Genomic DNA, 17546 nt, shown 5'->3' with positions numbered 1-17546 from the left:
GCTATGCGACATCGAGCCTTGATAACGTTCACATACGAGGGATGGGAGAGACGATGCGCCGACAGGCAATGGTGATCGCGACTGCGCTGCTTCTGGCGGGAACCGCAATGGCAGCAACGCAGGACGCAGGCGAGGCCGCGGCCGTCCATCCCGAACTCTGGCCCGCGGCGAAAAGCCCGGCCGCCATCACCGACGCTGCGACCGAAGCGCGCATCGGCGCGCTGATGAAAAAGATGACGGTCGAGCAAAAGGTCGGCCAGCTGATCCAGGCCGACATCAGCACGATCACGCCGAAGGATCTCGAAACCTATCCGCTCGGCTCGATCCTCGCGGGCGGCAACAGCGGGCCCAACGGCAATGAGCGTTCGACCGCCGCCGACTGGGCGAAGCTGGTCGGCGAGTTTCGCGCGGTGTCGATGCGGCCGCAGACAAATGGCGTCGCGATCCCGATCATTTTCGGCGTCGATGCCGTCCACGGGCACAACAACATCCCCGGTGCGACGCTCTTTCCGCACAATATCGGGCTGGGCGCGGCGCGCGATCCCGAGTTGATCCAGCGTATCGGCGCGGTGACGGCGGCCGAAATCGCGGGCAGCGGCATCGAATGGACCTTCGCGCCGACGCTCGCCGTACCGCAGGATCTGCGCTGGGGGCGCAGCTATGAAGGCTATGCCTCCGACCCCAGGCTCGTCGCCGATTATGCGAAGGCGATGGTGCTCGGGCTTCAGGGGACGCTCGCCCCGGGCAAGACCGTCGATGCGAACCATGTCGCCGCGACCGCCAAACATTTCCTCGCCGACGGCGGAACGTTCGAGGGCAAGGATCAGGGCGACGCGAAGGTCGACGAGAAAGAGCTGATCGCCAAACATGCGATGGGTTACCCAGCCGCGATCGACGCCGGCGCGCTGACCGTGATGGCGAGCTTCTCGAGCTGGCAGGGCGTCAAGCACCACGGCAACAAGGGGCTGCTGACCGACGCGCTCAAGCAGAAGATGGGCTTTGAAGGCTTCGTCGTCGGCGACTGGAACGGGCATGGGCAGGTTGCCGGGTGCAGCGTCACCGACTGCGCGCAGTCGATCAATGCCGGGCTCGACATGTTCATGGCGCCCGACAGCTGGAAGGGGCTTTACGATACGACGCTGAAACAGGCGAAGGACGGCACCATTCCCGCCGCGCGCCTTGATGATGCGGTGCGCCGCATTTTGCGCGTCAAATACAAGCTCGGGCTGTTTCCGGAAGGGCATGTCGATCGCAGCGTCGTAAAGGCGGTCGGCACGCCCGACCATCTCGCCGTGGCGCGCGAAGCGGTCGCCAAGTCGCTGGTTCTTCTGAAGAACAACGGCGGCGTGCTGCCGATCAAGCCCGGCGCGCGCGTGCTCGTCACGGGGCCCGCGGCCGACAGCATGGCGATCCAGTCGGGCGGCTGGACGATCAGCTGGCAGGGGACCGACGTCGTGCGCTCGGACTTCCCGAACGGGCAGACGATCTGGGAAGCGCTCGACAAGTCGGTGCGCGATGCGGGCGGCGTCGCGACCTTGTCCGAAGGCGGCGTCTTCAAGGAGAAGCCCGACGTCGCGGTCGTCGTGTTCGGCGAGGCGCCCTATGCCGAATTCCAGGGCGACGTCGCGACGCTCGATTACCAGCCGACCGACGCGACAGACCTCGCGACGCTGAAGAAGCTGAAGGCCGCGGGAATCCCGGTCGTCGCGCTCTTCCTGTCGGGACGACCGATGTTCACGAACCCCGAAATCAATGCCTCCGACGCCTTCGTCGCGGCCTGGCTGCCGGGCTCGCAGGGTGCCGGCGTCGCCGACGTGCTCGTCGCGGGCAAGGACGGCAAGACGGTGCGCGGCTTTACCGGCACGCTACCTTTCGCCTGGCCCTCCGACGCGCGCTCGCCCGTCGAAAAGCCGCAGTTCGCGGTCGGTTACGGATTGAAATATGGCGACACAGCGACGGTGCCGCAGCTTTCGGAAGAGCTGGGCGTCGATATTTCGGCGGCGCTGAATGTCGAGAACTTCTTCTCGGGCGGTCGCGCGCGGGCGCCGTGGGTGCTTTCGATCACCGATGCGGGCGGCAAGCGCCCGGTGGAATCGGCGCCGATCGCAAGCCCCGGCGGCATGATCGCGGCGCGCTCGGTCGACGTGCGCGCGCAGGAGGACGGCAAGGCGTTTGTCTGGACCGGCCCCGCGACGCTCGAACTGACCGGGCCCTATGCGGACCTGTCGCGCCAGCTCAACAACAGCTTCGCGCTTCGCGTCGACTGGCGGATCGATGCAGCCGGCGGCGCGCCGGTCAGCCTCGCGCTCGGCGGCAAGGCGTTCGACATTTCGGAGATGGTCAAGGCGGCGCCGCAGGGGCAGGTTTCGACGATCAAGCTGCCGCTCCGCTGCTTCGCCGATGCGGGCGCCAATTTGCGGCAGGTCGACAATGCGGTGACGGTCAAGGGCGACAAGGGCTTTGCCGCGACGCTGCTGAATACGAATGTCGAGGCCGTCGGCGAGAATCTGCCTTGCCCACCCGCCGCAAAATGACAAGACCGGACGCGGGATAGCCAGAAAACAGGGTTGGGAGAGAGACATGGCATTGGCGCCGAGCGTTGCGACGAGTGTGGACCCGAACGCGGTCGAACAGCCGGGCAAGGGAGGGGGCGGCACCAAAGTCGTGCTGATCCTCGCCTTCGCGGTGTTTTTCCTGCTCGGCGGGGTGACGAACATCAACGATCTGCTGGTCGGCAAGTTCAAGCCGATGTTCCACCTGACGCACGCCGAGGCGAACCTCGTGCAGATGGCGTTCTTCATCGCCTATGGTGCCTTTTCGATCCCCGCCGGGATCATCATGTCCAAACTCGGCTATATTCGCACCTTCGTGCTCGGGTTCATCATCGTTGCGGCGGCCTCCTTCCTGTTCATCCCCGCGTCGGCCGCGGCGTCCTACCCCGGCTTCCTCGCCGCGCTCTTCTGCATCGGCGCGGGGATCACGGTTTTGCAGGTCGCGATGAATCCGGTGATCACGACGCTGGGGCCGGTCGAAACCTCGCACAGCCGGCTGACCTTTGCGCAGGCGTTCAATTCGATCGGCGTGTTCCTGATGGTCTATGGCGGCGCGACCTTTCTGCTCGGCGATTCGACGCCGATCGATGCCGACACCGCGAGCGAGGCGCAAATTCAGGCCTATCGCGTCGCCGAGGGCGCGTCGATCGGCACCGCCTATATGTGGCTCGGCGTGCTGATGCTGGTCATCGCGGCGGTGTTCTGGATGTACCGGTCGGCGCTCGACCACGCCCGGACCGACGCTGTAAAGCTTGAGGGCACCTGGGGCCTCTTGACCCACAACCGCCGCGTCCAGTTCGGCGCGCTGTGCATCTTTGTCTATGTCGGCGCCGAAGTGGCGATCGGCTCGAACCTGATGGCCTATCTGGCCGAACCGAGCGTGATGGGGCTGGGGCTCCAGGCCGCGGGCAAGCTGGTTGCGATGTACTGGCTCGGCGCTCTGGTCGGCCGGTTGCTCGGCGGCTTCATCCTGCGGCTGGCCAAGCCGGGACGCGTGCTCACCACCTTTGCGGCCGGGGCGATTTCGCTGATCCTGCTGTCGGCGGTGACGACCGGCGCGCTGTCGGGCTGGGCGCTGATTCTGGTCGGCTTCTGCAATTCGCTGATGTTCCCGACGATCTTCAGCCTCGCAACCGAAGGATTGGGCGAACGAACGCCGCAGGGATCGGGCATCATGTGCACCGCTATCATCGGCGGGGCCATCGTGCCGTTTCTGTTCGGAACGGTGGCCGATCTCAGCGGCGATATACGTATCGCGCTGGCGGTGCCGCTGATCTGCTACGCGATCATCGCGAGTTTCGGCCTGTGGGCGGCCGCGCGCCAGGCGACCGCGTAACGATTGCCGCGGGCGGCCGGCTCTGGCGCCGGCCGTCCGCGGGCTCCCGCCCCCTCGCGGGAATTCATGCCGGGTCGGCGATGCGAATGCAGTTCCGGCCTGCGGCCTTCGCCTTGTAGAGTGCTTCGTCCGCCGCCTTGAGCGCGGCGCGCGGGTCGCCATAGCCGAAGACGTCGGCGACTCCGCCCGAGAAGGTGATCTGGCCGAAGGGCTCGTCGGTCTTGCGGTTGATCAGGCGCCGGTCGGCGAGTGCTTCGCGGGCGTCGTCGAGCTTTTGCGCGGCCTCGGTCGGGGTCAGGCCGCGGAACAGCATGACGAATTCCTCGCCGCCGTGGCGCGCGACATGGCAATGATCGTTCGAAATCCGCGCCAGCGTGTCGGCGATCGCCTTGATCACGCGGTCGCCCGCCTCGTGCCCGTGGATGTCGTTGACCTTCTTGAACTCGTCGATGTCGCAGAAGGCGACGCTGAGCGGTTCGACCGCGGCGCGCGCTTCCTTGTGATGGCGGTCGAGCAGCACCTCGAAGGCGCGGCGGTTGGGCAGGCCGGTCAGATAGTCGAGTTCGGCGTCGCGCTTGGCGCGCTCGAGGCTCCTGCGTAGCGCCTTTGCCTCGTCCTCGCTCTTGCGCATATCGTCCTCGGCCTTGCGCGTGCGTTCGAGCATGACCTTGGCAAGGTCGGCGAGGCTCGAGACGATGCGGCCGGTCTTTTCGAGCTGCTCGAGATCGGTGACATGCTGTTCGAGCTCGATCCCATAGTCGCTGGTGACGGTCCGGGCTTCCTTCGTATTCGCCTGGAATGCCTCGATATTGGTTTCGAGCCGCGTCATCAGCCGGTCGAGTTCGACGCGGTCGGGTTGGCCCGCTTCCTGTTCGTCGAGTTCGTTGAGCCATTTCTGGGTGATGCCTTCGGCGGTCTGCGCCTGCGCGACGATCTGCCGCGCGAGCCGCGGGTTGCGTCCCGAAAAGGCGCCGTGCGCCAGCAGGAGGTTCGTCGGCGACACGTCGAGGTCGTTATCGACAAGAAAGGAGGTGATCGACGCCGCGAGCTCGTAGCGCGCCTCGCGCGCCAGAAGGCGCGGGCCGCCGGGGTCGGGGGGCGCGTGGCCCTCTTCGGGGGCGCCGCCGCGTGCGTGGCGAAGCCCCAGCCAACCAAGGAGCCGCCCTACCGGCTCGTTCGATGCTGTCGCTTTGGTGGTCATGCGAGCTTTAACGAGCGGGCGCAGCCGGATTTAAGCGCGATTTGCACCGATTCGGCGGGATTTTGCCGCAGCCCGTCGCCGCGTGCCCGGAGGCCGCGGCGATCCTTTCGTCAAATCAGCGATTTAGCTTCGCGCCTATGCGACGCAGCGCATGGCGAAGGCCCAGAAGAGCGCCTTCTCCTTATATTCGCTCGCCAGATCGGCGCTGCCCTGGTGGCCGCTGTCCATGTCGGTCATCAGCATCGCGGGATTGCCGCTCGTCGACCTCCGCCGCACTTCCGCCACGAGCTTCGCCGGCTCCCAATAGGCGACGCGGTCGTCCTTCAGCCCCGCGGTGCAGAGCAGCGGCGGATAGGAGGCTGCCTGCACATTCTCATAGGGCGAGATCGAGGCGATATAGTCATAGGCCTTCGGATCGGCGAGCGGATCGCCCCAGTCGGGCCGGAACAGCGGGACGAGCGGATGCGCTGCATCGCTCATCGTGTTGAGCATGTCGACGAAAGGCACCTTCGCAATCACGCCGCCCCAGAGCGTCGGGGCGATATTCATGCTCGCACCGACCAGCAGCCCGCCAGCCGAGAGGCCGTAAGCGACGACCTTGCCCTTCGCGGTATAGCCTTCGGCAGCGAGATGTTCGGCGCAGGCGACGAAGTCGGTGAAGCTGTTGCGTTTGGTGAATTTGCGTCCACCGAGGAACCAGCGACGCCCTTTCTCCGACCCGCCGCGCACATGCGCGATCGCATAGCGCCAGCCGCGGTCGACGAGCGCGAGCGCGGGGATCGAAAATTCCGGATCGCTCGGCACGCCATAGGCGCCATAGCCATATTGGAGGAGCGGCGCCTTGCCGTCCCGCGCCATGCCGCGGCGCGAGAGCAGGGTGATCGGCACCATCTCGCCGTCGGGGGCGGGCGCGGCCAAGCGTTCGACTTCATAATCGTCCGGATCGAAGTTCGCGATCGTCTGTTGCCGCACGACCCTTTGTTCTCCGTTCGAAAGATCGACGCGGATCCAGCGTGGCGGCGACTTGGGCGACTGATGGACGATCATCGCTGACGATGCGTCATACGCCTGCTCGCCCGGCAGTTCGATCGCATAGGCGGGATCGTCGAAGGTGATCGCCTGTTCGGAGCCGTCGGGGCGGAGGATGACGAGGCGGTGCAGTCCCTCGATGCGTTCGAGCCGGACCAGCGCCGTCTTGAATGGCAGGATTTGCAGGATCGGGGTCCCCGCGCGATGCGGGACGAGCGTCGCAAGCGTTCCGAAATCCCTGGGATCGAGCCGCAGGAGCTGCATGTCGAACGCATCGTCCCGGTCGGTCAGCGCGACGAGGCTGCCGTCCCACTCGTCGATCTCGTACCGCACGCCGGCCTTGCGCGGCCAGACCGTGGTGGGGGCGGCGGTTTCATTCGCTGCCGATACAAGGCGAACCTCGGCGGTTTCGGGACCCGCGAGCGTCAGCGCCACAAAGCCGTCGGCGGCGGTGCGCTTGACCGACATGAAGATCGCCGGGTCCTTTTCCTCATAGACGAGGTCGGTGATCTTGCCGTCGACCGAGGTCCGATAGAGCCGCGTCGGCCGGTTGCGCGCGTCGCGCCAGATCCAGAATAGCCAGCGCGACGAAGGCGAAAAGACCAGCCCGCCATAACCATAGGCGTCCTTGTCGACGATCGTGCGGATCGCGCCGCTCGCGTTGTCGCGGATACAGATGCGGTGGCGGTCGTTGCCGATGACATCCTCGGCCCATGCGAACCAGCGATGGTCGGGGCTCGGCTGGTGGCCGGTGCTACGAAAATAGGGCTGGCCCTTTGCGCGCAGGCCTTCGTCGACAAGCAGTTCGGCCTGTCCGCCGTCGCGCTGGCGGCTATAGCGCGCGTGCGTTTCGCCTTCGGAAATCGCCGATGAATAGCGCCAGCCGTCCTTTTCGAGCGCCGGAGCCGCGACCGCGCCGGCGCTTCGCGCGAGCATCGCGCGGACCAGTTCGGCCTGCATCGCTTCGGTCGGTTTCAGCATTGCGTCGGCATAGGCGTTTTCGCCGGTCAGCATCTTCGCGACCGGGGCGGGCAGGTTGGTCCGGTTGCGTTCGCCGCTCGCAGGGATGAACTTCATCCAGCTGTAGGAATCGTCGCGCGACCGGCCCAATTGCTCGATCGGGTTCGAGATGCGCGGCGATTGCGGGGGTGTGATCTTGGGCCAGCGTCCGCCCGCCTCGCGCGCCCAGCCAGCGCGATGCCCGAGCATAAGTGCCGCCGCCGCGACGCTGCCCATAAACGCTCTCCGACCTTTGTTTTCGATGCTGTGCATGCGACCCTCTTTCGACCGGCGGGGATATCGCGTCCAGTCTATGATGGCACGAATGGCTTACTGCGCCGATCAGGCCGCCCAATCCATCGATCGGGCAATTTGACCGCTGGCCCTCGCGAAACTGCGCTTTCCCGCGTGCAGGTGCTGGCCCGATCCGGCTGGATTATGGCCCGACCATCGCCGTCACGCCAGTTTCGCGTGATAGCTTGAGCATCGGATTTTCCTACCAATAGGCATTATAAAAAAGGGAGGCAAAAATGGGGTTTGCATCGATCCGGCGGGTCGCCGTGTGCGGCATCTCGATCCTGGCGCTGGGGTCCGCGACGGGCGCGACCGCGCAGGAAACCGATGACAGCGAGATCGTCGTCACCGCCGCCAAGCGCGAACAGTCGGTGCGCGACGTCAGCGGTTCCGTGAGCGCGGTCAGCGAAGCGACGCTGCAGAAGCTCAACGCGCAAAGTCTCTCCGACTATATCACGCGCGTCCCCGGCGTCGTGTTCAACGATTATCAGCCCGGCGTGTCCGAAGTCGTAATCCGCGGCGTCGCCTCATCGACCTATCACGAAGCGAACCAGGCGACGACGGGCTATTATCTCAACGAAGTCCCGCTGATCGAACCCGGCTTCCCGCTCGTTATCCCCGATGTCGACAGCTTCGACGTCAGCCGCGTCGAGGTGTTGCGCGGGCCGCAGGGCACGTTGTTCGGATCGTCATCGCTCGGCGGCGCTATCAACTATGTGGTGAACGAGGCCGATCCCAGCCGTTTCGATGCGGGGTTTGAGGGCAATCTTGCGACGACCAAGGGCGCTGGCGAGGCAAGCTATGCCGCGAAGGCGATGGTCAACCTGCCGATCGCGACCGACAAGCTCGCCGTCCGCCTCGTCGCGCTCCAGCGCTACGACGCGGGCTATCTCGACAACACGCTGCTCGGCGAGGACGGCAGCAACGACCTGCGGGTCAGGGGCCTGCGCGGGTCGATCGTCTTCACCCCGACCGAGGCGACGCGCATTTCGGCGCTCAGCATGTATCAAGAATATGATCTCGACGATCAGACCTATGTGATCTTCGGTCCGCCCAAGACGTTCGACCGCGCGACCAACGTGGCCGAGTTTCAGGACACGAGCTTCATGATGCACAGCCTGCGGCTCGAGCAGGATCTGGGCTTTGCGACCTTGACGGCGGTCGGCAGCTATACCGAGAAGAAAGCCAACCTGGCGTTCGACAATTCGATCTTCGGCGGCAACGACCCGCGCACCGACACGCCCGAACTCGCGAGCAGCGACGGCAAGTCGAAGACCGAATATGGCGAGCTCCGGCTCGCCTCGCCCGACGGCGGACGCTTCCGCTGGCTGATCGGTGCCAATTACACGCGGCTGCGGTCGAACAACACCGACGGCACCTTTATCGAGGGCATCGCCGATTATATCGACGCGAACCCTGGCGAGTTCGACGGCCAGCCGGGCAGCGAGCTTGCTCCCGGCGACCTCGCGACGCGGACGATCAGCAGCAACCGCGTGACCGAAAAGGCGATATTCGGCGAAGCGTCGTTCGACATTGTCGATGCGCTGACGCTGACGGTCGGCGGGCGCCTGTTCGAATATCGCTCGCGCCCGCGGCTGCAATATCTGCCTAACGCCAATCTGGTCGATCCGTTCGATTTTGCCCCGGCGGCGAGCAAGGATTCGGATTTCATCCCGAAAGTCTCGCTGACGTACAAGCCATCGAACGACTTCATGATCTATGCGCTCTATTCGGAAGGTTTCCGCATCGGCGGCGTCAACGTCTATTCGGCCGCGGTGCCCGGCCTGCCGCTGACCTTTGAAAGCGACACGACAAAGAATTACGAGGTCGGGACGCGGTTCGACCTGATCGACCGGACGCTGAGCGTCGATGTCACCGCCTATCATATCGACTGGGGCAATGTGCAGGCGCGCCTGTTCACGCCGGTCGATTTCAACGCCTATACGGTGAATGGCGGCGGCGCCGATATCGACGGCGTTGAAATCAGCCTCAATCTGCGTCCGACGCGCAACCTGACCTTCTCGTCGAACATCGCCTATAATGACGCGCGCCTGTCGACGCTGCTCCCCGACAGTTTTGCGCCGGGGGGCGGTTATGCCAAGGGAACGCGCCTGCCGGGGGCGTCCGAATGGACGCTGTCGAACTCGCTCGACCTGAGCTTTCCCGACATGTCGATGAAGCCGCGGTTCGGCATCGCGCACCGCTATCTGTCGAGCGCGCCGGTCGATTTCGCCGGGTCGCTGGAGAAGGGCGATTTTCATCTGGTCGATCTCAACGCGTCGGTCACGGTGAACGACCGGATCGAATTTAGCGTCTTTGCGAAGAATCTGTTCAACCAATATGGCATTTTGAACGCGCCGTTCGCGTTCGCGGGGTCGGTCGCACGGCCGCGCACGATCGGCGCGAGCCTGCGCTTCAGCCTGGATTGAGGACAGGGAAGGGCTGCCCCGCCGGCAAGGCGGGGCGGTCATTCTTGAGAGCGATCGGAAACGACCGGAATTTGCCGTTAACGCTATGGCGAGATGCCGCTAAAGCCTGACTGATGTTTATCAGGTTTGTAATTGGCTCATTGGATGAAGATTCAGGTCGGCGGCAGGGGCTGTTTCAAGCAGGGGAAACTCTGGTCTTGAGCGGCCAGATGGCTGTGAGTGATCTGGAATATCTGGAAGTGCTGCGTGCTTGGTTCAGAAATAATCTTCCAGTGCCGACTCGTTTCGCGGTTTCTTCGAAGCCTCACGCGAAAGCCCAGGCGTTAAGCTGGTTTCGCGACACGGCGGTCGAGCACATCGAACGGATGCGAGAGTATCAGCGGGTTCTGGAGGAATATGGACTGCGCGTGTCAATGCTCAGAACCAAACGCCCTGGCTATATCGTGTTCGAAGATCAGCATCAGGTGGTGGCATATCCGTTTGCCGACACTCCGTGCTGACCGTCTGATAACTCATCGTCTTGCATCGAAAGCCGGCCGGCGTCTTCCCACCCCAAAGTGGGCGTTACGCCTGAAAGCCCGATAGAAACGCCGCGACATTCTTGCCGAGGTCGCCGACGGCATAACCGCCCTCCATCACGATCAGCGTCGGGATGCCGAGCGCGGCGATCCGGCTTGCCAGCGTCACATAATCCTCGCGTTCGAGCGCGAAGCTCGAGATCGGGTCGCTGCTGTGGGTATCGGCACCGAACGACAGGACAAGGAATTGCGCGCCCCAGTCCGAGATGGCGGCGAGCGCGGTGTCGAGCGCGGGCGCATAGCTTTGTCCGTCGGTGCCGCGCGGCAGGGGGAGGTTGAGTGTCGCGCCTTTGCCCGCACTTTCGCCGGTTTCGTCGGCATGGCCCCAGTAAAAGGGATAGTCGGTCCGCGGGTCGGCATGGATCGAGCAAAAGAAGACTCCCGGATCCTCGTAGAAAATGTCCTGCGTGCCGTTGCCGTGGTGATAGTCGATATCGAGCACCGCGACCGGCCCAAGGCCGCGGTTGTGCGCCTCGCGCGCCGCGATCGCGGCGTTGTTGAGGTAGCAATAGCCGCCCATATAGTCGCGCCCGGCATGATGGCCGGGCGGGCGGCACAGCGCGAAGGCATGCGCCTCGCCGCTGTTCGCCAGATGGTCGAGCGCGGTCACCGCGCCCTGCGCCGACCAATAGGCCGATTGCCAGGTTCCGGCCGCGATGGGGGTTCCGGCGTCATAGCTGTAAGCGCCAAGGTCGGCGTCGATGCGGCCGAAGGCGAGCGGCCGGCGCCGCCGGATCGGGAAGGTATAGCCGATCGCATCGCCGCTGCGTCCGGCTGCGAGCCAATCGCGATGCGCGCGTTCGAGGAAAGCAACATAGTCGGCATCATGCACGGCAAGCAGCGGCGCCATGCCGAAGTCGCGCACGGGGCGCCAGTCGGTGAAGGCATCGACAATGGAACGCGGGCGCTCGACATTCTCGGCATAGGGCACCCAGTCGCCATTGTGCAGCTCGCGCGACGGTGCGTGGGCCAACTGGCGATCGTCGAAGAAAAGCTTCACCTCTTTGCCTGTCCTTCCATCCATAGCGCGAGCGTCCGGTCGCCGTGCCCCGCGACGATCTCGGCAAAGCCCTGCGGGCTTTCATCCTGCCCGAGCTTGAAGCTGTGCTCGGCCGAACGGACGTGCGCGCGAAAGGCAATGATCTGATCGAGCATCGTGTCATAACGTGTGCCCAGGCTCGCTGTCGACCAGCCGCCGTCTTCCATCCTGGCGACGAGCTGCTCGATAGCGTCCTTCGTTTCGCCCTCGACGAACTCGACCTCGACGACGAAGCGCAGCACGGCATAATTCCACGTCGGGGCCCAATCGGGTTTCGACAGCAGGCTGGTCGGGACGTAGCCCGACGGCCCGTTGAACAGCACCAGCCCGCGCGGGTCGGCGCGGAAATCGGCAACGAGCGGGTTGCGAAGCGCGCAATGGCCGAAGAGCGCCGCGACCGCGCCACTCGCATCGGTCTCGGCGATCAGCGGCAACGGGCTCGCGTGAAAATCGCGCGAGACGAGCCAGGCGAGCGGGTAGTCGGCGACGAGTTGGCTTATGTCGGCGGCATCGCGCGGTTCGTAGGGCGAGGTCATGTCTTTACGATATCACGGATCCATGCGGCCTGCTCGTCGAGCGCGCGGTTTGCGAGCGGCGCGATCGACATGGCTTCGAGGAAGCTGTGGGTCGCGCCCTTATAGGTGACCGCATGGGTCGGGACGCCGGCCGCTTCAAGCTTGCCGGTGAAGGCGCGGTTGCAGTCGGCCAAGATGTCGCATTCGGCGATCGCGAGAAAAGCGGGAGGGAGGCCGGTGAGGTCGGCGCGCAGCGGCGCGACGAGCGGGTCGGCAAGCTGTTCGGCGCCATCGACATAGGCAGCCCAGAATGCGTCCATCTCGTCGGCTTCGAGCGAATAGTCGCCCGCGCCGAAGCGCGCATAGCTCGGCGTGCGTTCGGGGTCGAACGCGCCATAGTTGAGCAGCATCGCCGCGGGCAGGGGGCGCCCGCGCTGGCGCTGCAACAGACAGGTCGCGACCGAGAGGTTGGCGCCCGCGGAATCGCCGCCGATGAGCAGGCGGCTCGCGTCGAGGTTCAGCGCCTCGGCTTGCGACGCGATCCAGTCGAGCGCGGCGGCGCACTCCTCCAGCGCGACCGGAAACTTGCTTTCGGGCGACAGGCTGTAATCGATGCCGACCACCGCGATACCCGCGCGCGCCGCATATTCGCGCATCAGCCGGTCGTGCGTGTCGACGCTGAACAGCATCCAGCCGCCGCCATGGATATAGAGCATGACGGGCAATATTTTGTCCGCGACCGGGCGGTGGAGGCGCAGGCGGACGCCGCCCATGTCCAGTTCGCGGGTCTCCGCCATTATCGGGCCACCTTCGCGCCACGGCCGGCGCACGCGTTCGGCGACCTCGCGGCGCGTCGCCATGCTCGCGCCCGCGGGCGCGGCATGTTCGGCGTAGGCGGCATTGATGGCATCGACAAAGCGGCGGATATCGGGGTCGGCCATGTCGTCCTGCATGGCGCTCAAGCCCTTTGACATGATTGGCATATCCTCTCGAAACGATCCTTTGATCGCCTGATAGCTTTTACACGATCGCCTCTATCGCCCAAACGGGCCAATCACCGCAGCGGACAGGCCAGCGGGCGCCGTGCGGCTGGTCAGTGGGGTACCCGGCCTATATTGTGTGTTTGTCCAGTATTTGCGAGGATCGGGCCATGAAACATAGTGTCGATGTCCTGACGGCCGGCCGGCCGGTGATGGCGCTGCAGGATGAATATCCCGCGGGTTTCGTCGATCCGATGCACAGCCACGACCATATCCAGATTCTCTATGCGTCGGCGGGGGTGATGTCGGTACGCACGCCCGAGACGAGTTTCGTCATCCCGCCACAGCGCGCGGTGTGGCTCCCCGCCGGGACGCGGCATGAGGTCGCGTGCCGCGGGCCGGTGTCGCTCCGCACGCTCTACCTGCCGTGCGCGGGGCACGAGCATGAACAGCAATGCCGCGTCTTCGAGGTGTCGAACCTCGTCAAATCGCTGATCCTCGAGGTCGTCGATTTTCCCGCGCTTTACGATGTCGACGGGCGCGAGGGACGGATCATCGCGCTGCTGCTCGACGAGATCGGGCGGATGCCCAACGCGCCCTATCAGGTGTCGATGCCGTCCAACCCGCGCCTGCTGCGCGTCTGCAACGCGATCATCGCCGATCCGTCGGACCCGCGCGACATCGACGACTGGGCGGCGCTCGCTGCGATGGGGCGGCGAACCTTCACGCGCAGCTTCAAGCAGGAAACGGGGATGGGGCTTGCCGTCTGGCGGCAGCAGGTGCGGCTGATGGAGGCGCTGTCGCTGCTGGCGGCCGGCGCATCGATCACGCAGGTCACCTATGACGTCGGATATGATAGTCCCAGCGGGTTCGCCGCGATGTTCCGCCGCGCTTTCGGCGTTCCGCCGAGCCAGTATCTGAAACACTGACCCGGCGAAGCGCATGGCATCAGCCGGCGCGGGTCCAGATCTTGGTGCGGCAGAAAAAGGCGATGCAGCCCTTGAGTTCGAGCTTGCCGTTCGGGAGCAATTTGAGCTGGCCCTTCGCGGCGCCGTCGCCGGTTTCCGGGTCGTAGACAGGGCCGCCCTTCCACTCGGTCGGACCGCCGGTGAAGCCATTGAGGACAACGAGGCCCTTGAGCTTGCGCTGGCGGAGCTCGGGGTCCGAATTGCGCACGTCGCGCAGGTCGGGATTGGCGCGCAGCCGCTTTGCATCGACCACCTTGCCGCACAGCGCCTTGCCGCAGCGGTAGATTTCGACGCGCCCGCCCTCGCTGCCCGTCGCCCAGACGCCCGTGATATCGGCGGCGGCGGCGGGCGTGGCGACGGTCGCGGCGGCCAGAAGGAGCAGCGTCCGCCTCATGCGGCCAGCTCCTTGGCCTTGCCGCCTTCGAGCAGGCGGAGCGCCTCTTCGAGCAGCGGCCGGTCGTCGAGTTCCCACGGGTGGAATCCCGGCTTCATATAGGTGAAGACGCCGCGCAGCAGCGCACGCATCAGCCCGTCGCGGCCATAAAGCCATGCCAAGAGGCCCTTCCACGTCGCCCAATTATTGCGGCCGTCCTGCGCGAGCAGATCGGCGGTGTTGCGAAAGATGACATAGTGGAAGCGCATCGTCGTCACGCACATCACCGTGCTGCGCTTCAGCCAGCGGCGCAGCGGGGTCATCGTTCGCGCGGCGTGGAGATAGGTATCGAAGGCGACGGCCTTGTGCTCGATTTCCTCGATCGCGTGCCAGCGCCACAATTGCCGCGCCTCCTCGGCGGCGCCGCCCAGATGCGCCGGGTTGGCGAGCGCATCATGCGCGAGCGTCGCGGTGAAATGTTCGAGCGCGCAGGTCGCGGCGAGCTGCTGGATCGGCGAGCGGCGCTTGACCCAGGCGATCGTCCGCCGCGCGCGATCCTCGGCCGCCGCGATGTCGAAGCCCGCGTCCTCGGCCTGGCGGTTGAATACGACATGTTCGCGGCTGTGCATCGATTCCTGGTAAAGGAAATCGTCGATCTGCCCGCGCAGCGGCTGCGGCGTGCCCTCGCGATAATGGCGCACCGAGGTCATGAAGAATTTCTCGCCGACCGGGAAGGTCGAGGACAGCGCGTTGAAAAAGGCGGTGCGACCGGCGTCGCCGCTGTGCCACCAGCGCGGCGGCGGGTTCTCGCGACCGAATTTGAGGTCGCGCTTTTCGATCCGGATATCGGCGGGGGTGTGGAGCGGCGTAGACATCGTGCAACCTTTCTGCAAATCAAAGTTACATTAACATCAATGTTTATATCATGCGTTTTCCGGAACGGCAAGCGGGACGATAAGGGTGACAATCCACCGCTTTCGGGTAAGGCTTCCGGCACGAAGGCCGTAGCGGGGCGCGACGGCCGCAAGGAAAGATTGATGTACAAGCAAGCGCGGCCGCACCAGAAAAGGCGCAAGCGTTCAGGGGACGAGGTTCGCGAGGAAGGGCTGGCGGCGGCGCGTGCGCTGCTTCTCGATCGCGGCCCTGCAGCGGTGACGCTCGCCAACATCGGCCAGGCGATCGGCATGTCGCATGCCAATGTGCTCCACCATTTCGGATCGGCGGCGGGCTTACAGTCGGCGCTGATGGAATCGATGATACGCGACCTCACCGACGCGCTCGGCAATGTCGTCGAACTGATGAAGACCGACAGCGCGGCGCCGCGCGCGGTGGCCGACCGCGTATTCGACGCTTTCGACAAGGGCGGGGCGGGGCCACTCGCGGCATGGATCATCCTGTCGGGCGATGTCGAACAACTCGAACCCGTGCGCGCCGCGGTGCGCGCGCTCGTAGAGGCGATCGTCGGCCAGTCGACCGACGAAGCCGCGCCCGACCGGGTGCGCGCGGCGGTGCTGATGATGGCGGTCAGCGCCTTTGGCGACGCGGTGATCGGGCCGCATGTCCGCGATATGCTCGACCAGCCCGACGACGCGATGCGCGACCTGATCGCGCGCATCCTGCCGCTGTTCCTGATCCCGACGGGAATTCCCCCGGCCGCGCCCTGAACGGCGCCGGCCCTATTCGCCGCCCGACAGGAGGATATGGTCGTCGGTCGCCGATATCCGGCGGGCGGTGCCGTTCAATTCCATCGCTTTGACGAACCCGTCGACGTCGCCGGCCTGGAACACGCCGACGACCTGCTTTTCGGGAATCTTGCCGTCCTTGAAGACGAGCTTTCGCGGCGAATAGCGGTTCATTTCGGCAACCGCTTCCGACAGGGGGTCGCGCATGAAGATCAGGCGCCCCTCGGTCCAGCTCGTTTCCTTCGCCACGTCGACCCGGCTGAGCGTCCAGTTGCGGTCGGCGCCGATGACGAGCTGGCCGCCGGGCGCCATGTCGGTGCCGCTGCCCGGATCCGAACCCGTCTCCTCGACGCGCACCTTTCCTTCGGCGAGCGTGACGACCATGTTGCCATGTTCGAAGCTGACCTCAAAGGCGGTGCCGATCGCACGCACGCTCTTGCCGCCGGCGTTGACGGTGAAGGGACGCGACGGATCGGATGCGACGCGGAAGAAGGCCCGCCCGCCGAGAAGATCGACGCGGCGCTCGCGCGGCGTTTCGCGCATCCGCATCTCGGTTTCGGCATCGAGCGTCACGACCGAGCCTTCGGGAAGGGTAACGGTGGTCGTCTGGCCGACCCCGGTGCGGAAATGCTGATCCTGCGTGGTGCCGAAGCCCGGAAAAGCGTGTTGATAGACCGACCAGCCGAGCGTGACGACGAGCAAAAGCGATGCTGCCAGCGCCAGATGGCGGCGCCAGCCGGATCGCTGCTTCCCCCCTTCGGTATCGAACGCGGGCGGGGCGAGCATTTCGGGTTCCTGCGGGATCGTTCCCGCGATCAGCCACGCGCGTTCAACGAGCCGATAGGTGTCGCGATGCGCGTCGGATTCGTCGAGCCACTCGATGAAGCGCAGCTCGTCGTCGATCGTCATGTCGCCCGATCGTTCGAGGTTGAACCATTGCACCGCCTCTGCGCGAAGCGCGGCGCGGGCGAAGGCGTCGTTGCCGCTCACAGGTCGGGCTCCATTTCTTCGACGATGCGCACGAGGGCGCGGTGCATCAGTTCCTTCACCGCCTCCTTGGAAATGCCCATCCGCTGGGCGATGGCCTGATAGGTGAGGTTTTCGAACCGGTGATATTGAAAAGCCTCGCGCGCGCGGGGCGGAAGGTTCTGGATCGCCTCGAGCACGCGGCGATATTCCTGTTGCCCGATCACGATGCGTTCGGGCGATCGTTGCTCGGCGATTTCGATGCCGTCTTCGAACTCGTCGTGTAGCGCCGTCGCGCGCGCCTTTTGCCGGCGGTGGCGGCTGATCAGCGCGTTGCGCGCGGCGGTGAACAGATAGCGTTCGACATTGTCGATCGGCGCGCTCAGCTGTGCCGATTGCAGGCGCAGGAAAACTTCCTGCACCAGGTCGTCGACATCGGCATCGTCGGCACGGCGCCGAAAATAACGGCGCAGGCCGGGGCCATAGGTCGCCATCCACGCGGCCAGATCCCGGTCCTGATGCGGGACGGCCATCGTCAATAACGCTCCCGATAAAACAGGCATTGCGAGATGCTCCCAACCCTACGCGTCATCCCGGCATCATTC

Annotated in this window: 15 protein-coding genes; 6 read left to right on the top strand and 9 right to left on the bottom strand. The window is 65.2% G+C overall.

Annotated features, from left to right (window positions below; translation table 11 throughout):
• Positions 1–53: 53 nt before the first annotated feature.
• Entirely contained in the window at positions 54–2534 is a 2481-nt protein-coding gene (locus VSX79_RS10440) for a glycoside hydrolase family 3 protein (RefSeq protein ID WP_326913304.1), read from the top strand.
• Between the two features lie 46 nt (positions 2535–2580).
• The gene (locus tag VSX79_RS10435) at positions 2581–3888 is read left to right on the top strand and encodes a sugar MFS transporter (protein ID WP_179495665.1); all 1308 of its coding nucleotides are present in this window, start codon (positions 2581–2583) and stop codon (positions 3886–3888) included.
• 64 nt (positions 3889–3952) lie between these two features.
• Here the strand turns inward: VSX79_RS10435 and VSX79_RS10430 are convergent, their stop codons facing one another.
• Together VSX79_RS10430 and VSX79_RS10425 are read right to left on the bottom strand one after the other, a co-directional pair.
• Positions 3953–5089, bottom strand: coding sequence for a sensor domain-containing diguanylate cyclase (locus tag VSX79_RS10430; RefSeq protein ID WP_179495667.1), 1137 nt, complete (start codon positions 5087–5089; stop codon positions 3953–3955).
• A gap of 135 nt (positions 5090–5224) precedes the next feature.
• Positions 5225–7354, bottom strand: coding sequence for a S9 family peptidase (locus tag VSX79_RS10425; protein ID WP_326913303.1), 2130 nt, complete (start codon positions 7352–7354; stop codon positions 5225–5227).
• 293 nt (positions 7355–7647) lie between these two features.
• Between VSX79_RS10425 and VSX79_RS10420 the strand changes: the two genes are divergently transcribed.
• Both VSX79_RS10420 and VSX79_RS10415 read left to right on the top strand, forming a co-directional pair.
• The gene (locus VSX79_RS10420; RefSeq protein WP_326913302.1) at positions 7648–9840 is read left to right on the top strand and encodes a TonB-dependent receptor; all 2193 of its coding nucleotides are present in this window, start codon (positions 7648–7650) and stop codon (positions 9838–9840) included.
• A gap of 113 nt (positions 9841–9953) precedes the next feature.
• Complete coding sequence (locus tag VSX79_RS10415) at positions 9954–10340, top strand: hypothetical protein (protein ID WP_326913301.1); 387 nt, start codon at positions 9954–9956, stop codon at positions 10338–10340.
• A gap of 64 nt (positions 10341–10404) precedes the next feature.
• Here the strand turns inward: VSX79_RS10415 and VSX79_RS10410 are convergent, their stop codons facing one another.
• The 3 genes from VSX79_RS10410 to VSX79_RS10400 are packed head-to-tail and all read right to left on the bottom strand — an operon-like array spanning position 10405 to position 12946.
• Positions 10405–11418, bottom strand: a complete 1014-nt coding sequence (locus VSX79_RS10410) for a histone deacetylase family protein (RefSeq protein ID WP_326913300.1) — start codon at positions 11416–11418, stop codon at positions 10405–10407.
• Positions 11415–11993: an FMN-binding negative transcriptional regulator gene (locus tag VSX79_RS10405; protein WP_179495673.1), complete on the bottom strand. Its 579-nt coding sequence runs from the start codon at positions 11991–11993 to the stop codon at positions 11415–11417. Before VSX79_RS10405 ends, VSX79_RS10410 begins: the two co-directional genes overlap by 4 nt.
• Positions 11990–12946 (bottom strand): alpha/beta hydrolase, encoded by a 957-nt coding sequence (locus VSX79_RS10400; RefSeq protein WP_326913299.1) that lies wholly within the window; start codon positions 12944–12946, stop codon positions 11990–11992. The genes VSX79_RS10405 and VSX79_RS10400 overlap by 4 nt, the downstream gene beginning before the upstream one ends.
• A 176-nt stretch (positions 12947–13122) precedes the next feature.
• Between VSX79_RS10400 and VSX79_RS10395 the strand changes: the two genes are divergently transcribed.
• Positions 13123–13881, top strand: coding sequence for an AraC family transcriptional regulator (locus VSX79_RS10395; protein ID WP_179495678.1), 759 nt, complete (start codon positions 13123–13125; stop codon positions 13879–13881).
• A gap of 19 nt (positions 13882–13900) precedes the next feature.
• Here VSX79_RS10395 and VSX79_RS10390 read toward each other — a convergent pair whose 3' ends face one another.
• Together VSX79_RS10390 and VSX79_RS10385 are read right to left on the bottom strand one after the other, a co-directional pair.
• Positions 13901–14314 (bottom strand): DUF2147 domain-containing protein, encoded by a 414-nt coding sequence (locus VSX79_RS10390; protein ID WP_179495680.1) that lies wholly within the window; start codon positions 14312–14314, stop codon positions 13901–13903.
• Positions 14311–15168 carry a metal-dependent hydrolase gene (locus tag VSX79_RS10385; RefSeq protein WP_326913298.1) on the bottom strand — a complete coding sequence of 286 codons (858 nt, stop codon included), beginning with the start codon at positions 15166–15168 and terminating at the stop codon, positions 14311–14313. The genes VSX79_RS10390 and VSX79_RS10385 overlap by 4 nt, the downstream gene beginning before the upstream one ends.
• A 162-nt stretch (positions 15169–15330) precedes the next feature.
• Between VSX79_RS10385 and VSX79_RS10380 the strand changes: the two genes are divergently transcribed.
• The gene (locus VSX79_RS10380) at positions 15331–15957 is read left to right on the top strand and encodes a TetR/AcrR family transcriptional regulator (RefSeq protein ID WP_179495684.1); all 627 of its coding nucleotides are present in this window, start codon (positions 15331–15333) and stop codon (positions 15955–15957) included.
• A 12-nt stretch (positions 15958–15969) separates the two neighbouring features.
• Here the strand turns inward: VSX79_RS10380 and VSX79_RS10375 are convergent, their stop codons facing one another.
• Both VSX79_RS10375 and VSX79_RS10370 read right to left on the bottom strand, forming a co-directional pair.
• Entirely contained in the window at positions 15970–16965 is a 996-nt protein-coding gene (locus VSX79_RS10375) for a FecR family protein (protein ID WP_179495686.1), read from the bottom strand.
• Positions 16962–17474 (bottom strand): RNA polymerase sigma factor, encoded by a 513-nt coding sequence (locus VSX79_RS10370; RefSeq protein WP_179495688.1) that lies wholly within the window; start codon positions 17472–17474, stop codon positions 16962–16964. Before VSX79_RS10370 ends, VSX79_RS10375 begins: the two co-directional genes overlap by 4 nt.
• Between the last annotated feature and the right edge of the window lie 72 nt (positions 17475–17546).

Origin of the sequence: Sphingopyxis chilensis, assembly GCF_035930445.1 — a bacterium.
Classification (GTDB): Bacteria; Pseudomonadota; Alphaproteobacteria; order Sphingomonadales; family Sphingomonadaceae; genus Sphingopyxis; species Sphingopyxis chilensis.
The sequence above is the reverse complement of the archived record's forward strand: the minus strand, read 5'-3'. Positions and strand labels throughout refer to the sequence as shown.

Coding starts and splice junctions, on each gene's coding strand:
- VSX79_RS10440 (WP_326913304.1), top strand. CDS start 54: ATGCGCCGACAGGCAATGGTGATCGCGACTGCGCTGCTTCTGGCGGGA.
- VSX79_RS10435 (WP_179495665.1), top strand. CDS start 2,581: ATGGCATTGGCGCCGAGCGTTGCGACGAGTGTGGACCCGAACGCGGTC.
- VSX79_RS10430 (WP_179495667.1), bottom strand. CDS start 5,089: ATGACCACCAAAGCGACAGCATCGAACGAGCCGGTAGGGCGGCTCCTT.
- VSX79_RS10425 (WP_326913303.1), bottom strand. CDS start 7,354: ATGGGCAGCGTCGCGGCGGCGGCACTTATGCTCGGGCATCGCGCTGGC.
- VSX79_RS10420 (WP_326913302.1), top strand. CDS start 7,648: ATGGGGTTTGCATCGATCCGGCGGGTCGCCGTGTGCGGCATCTCGATC.
- VSX79_RS10415 (WP_326913301.1), top strand. CDS start 9,954: ATGTTTATCAGGTTTGTAATTGGCTCATTGGATGAAGATTCAGGTCGG.
- VSX79_RS10405 (WP_179495673.1), bottom strand. CDS start 11,993: ATGACCTCGCCCTACGAACCGCGCGATGCCGCCGACATAAGCCAACTC.
- VSX79_RS10400 (WP_326913299.1), bottom strand. CDS start 12,946: ATGTCAAAGGGCTTGAGCGCCATGCAGGACGACATGGCCGACCCCGAT.
- VSX79_RS10395 (WP_179495678.1), top strand. CDS start 13,123: ATGAAACATAGTGTCGATGTCCTGACGGCCGGCCGGCCGGTGATGGCG.
- VSX79_RS10390 (WP_179495680.1), bottom strand. CDS start 14,314: ATGAGGCGGACGCTGCTCCTTCTGGCCGCCGCGACCGTCGCCACGCCC.
- VSX79_RS10385 (WP_326913298.1), bottom strand. CDS start 15,168: ATGTCTACGCCGCTCCACACCCCCGCCGATATCCGGATCGAAAAGCGC.
- VSX79_RS10380 (WP_179495684.1), top strand. CDS start 15,331: ATGTACAAGCAAGCGCGGCCGCACCAGAAAAGGCGCAAGCGTTCAGGG.
- VSX79_RS10370 (WP_179495688.1), bottom strand. CDS start 17,474: ATGGCCGTCCCGCATCAGGACCGGGATCTGGCCGCGTGGATGGCGACC.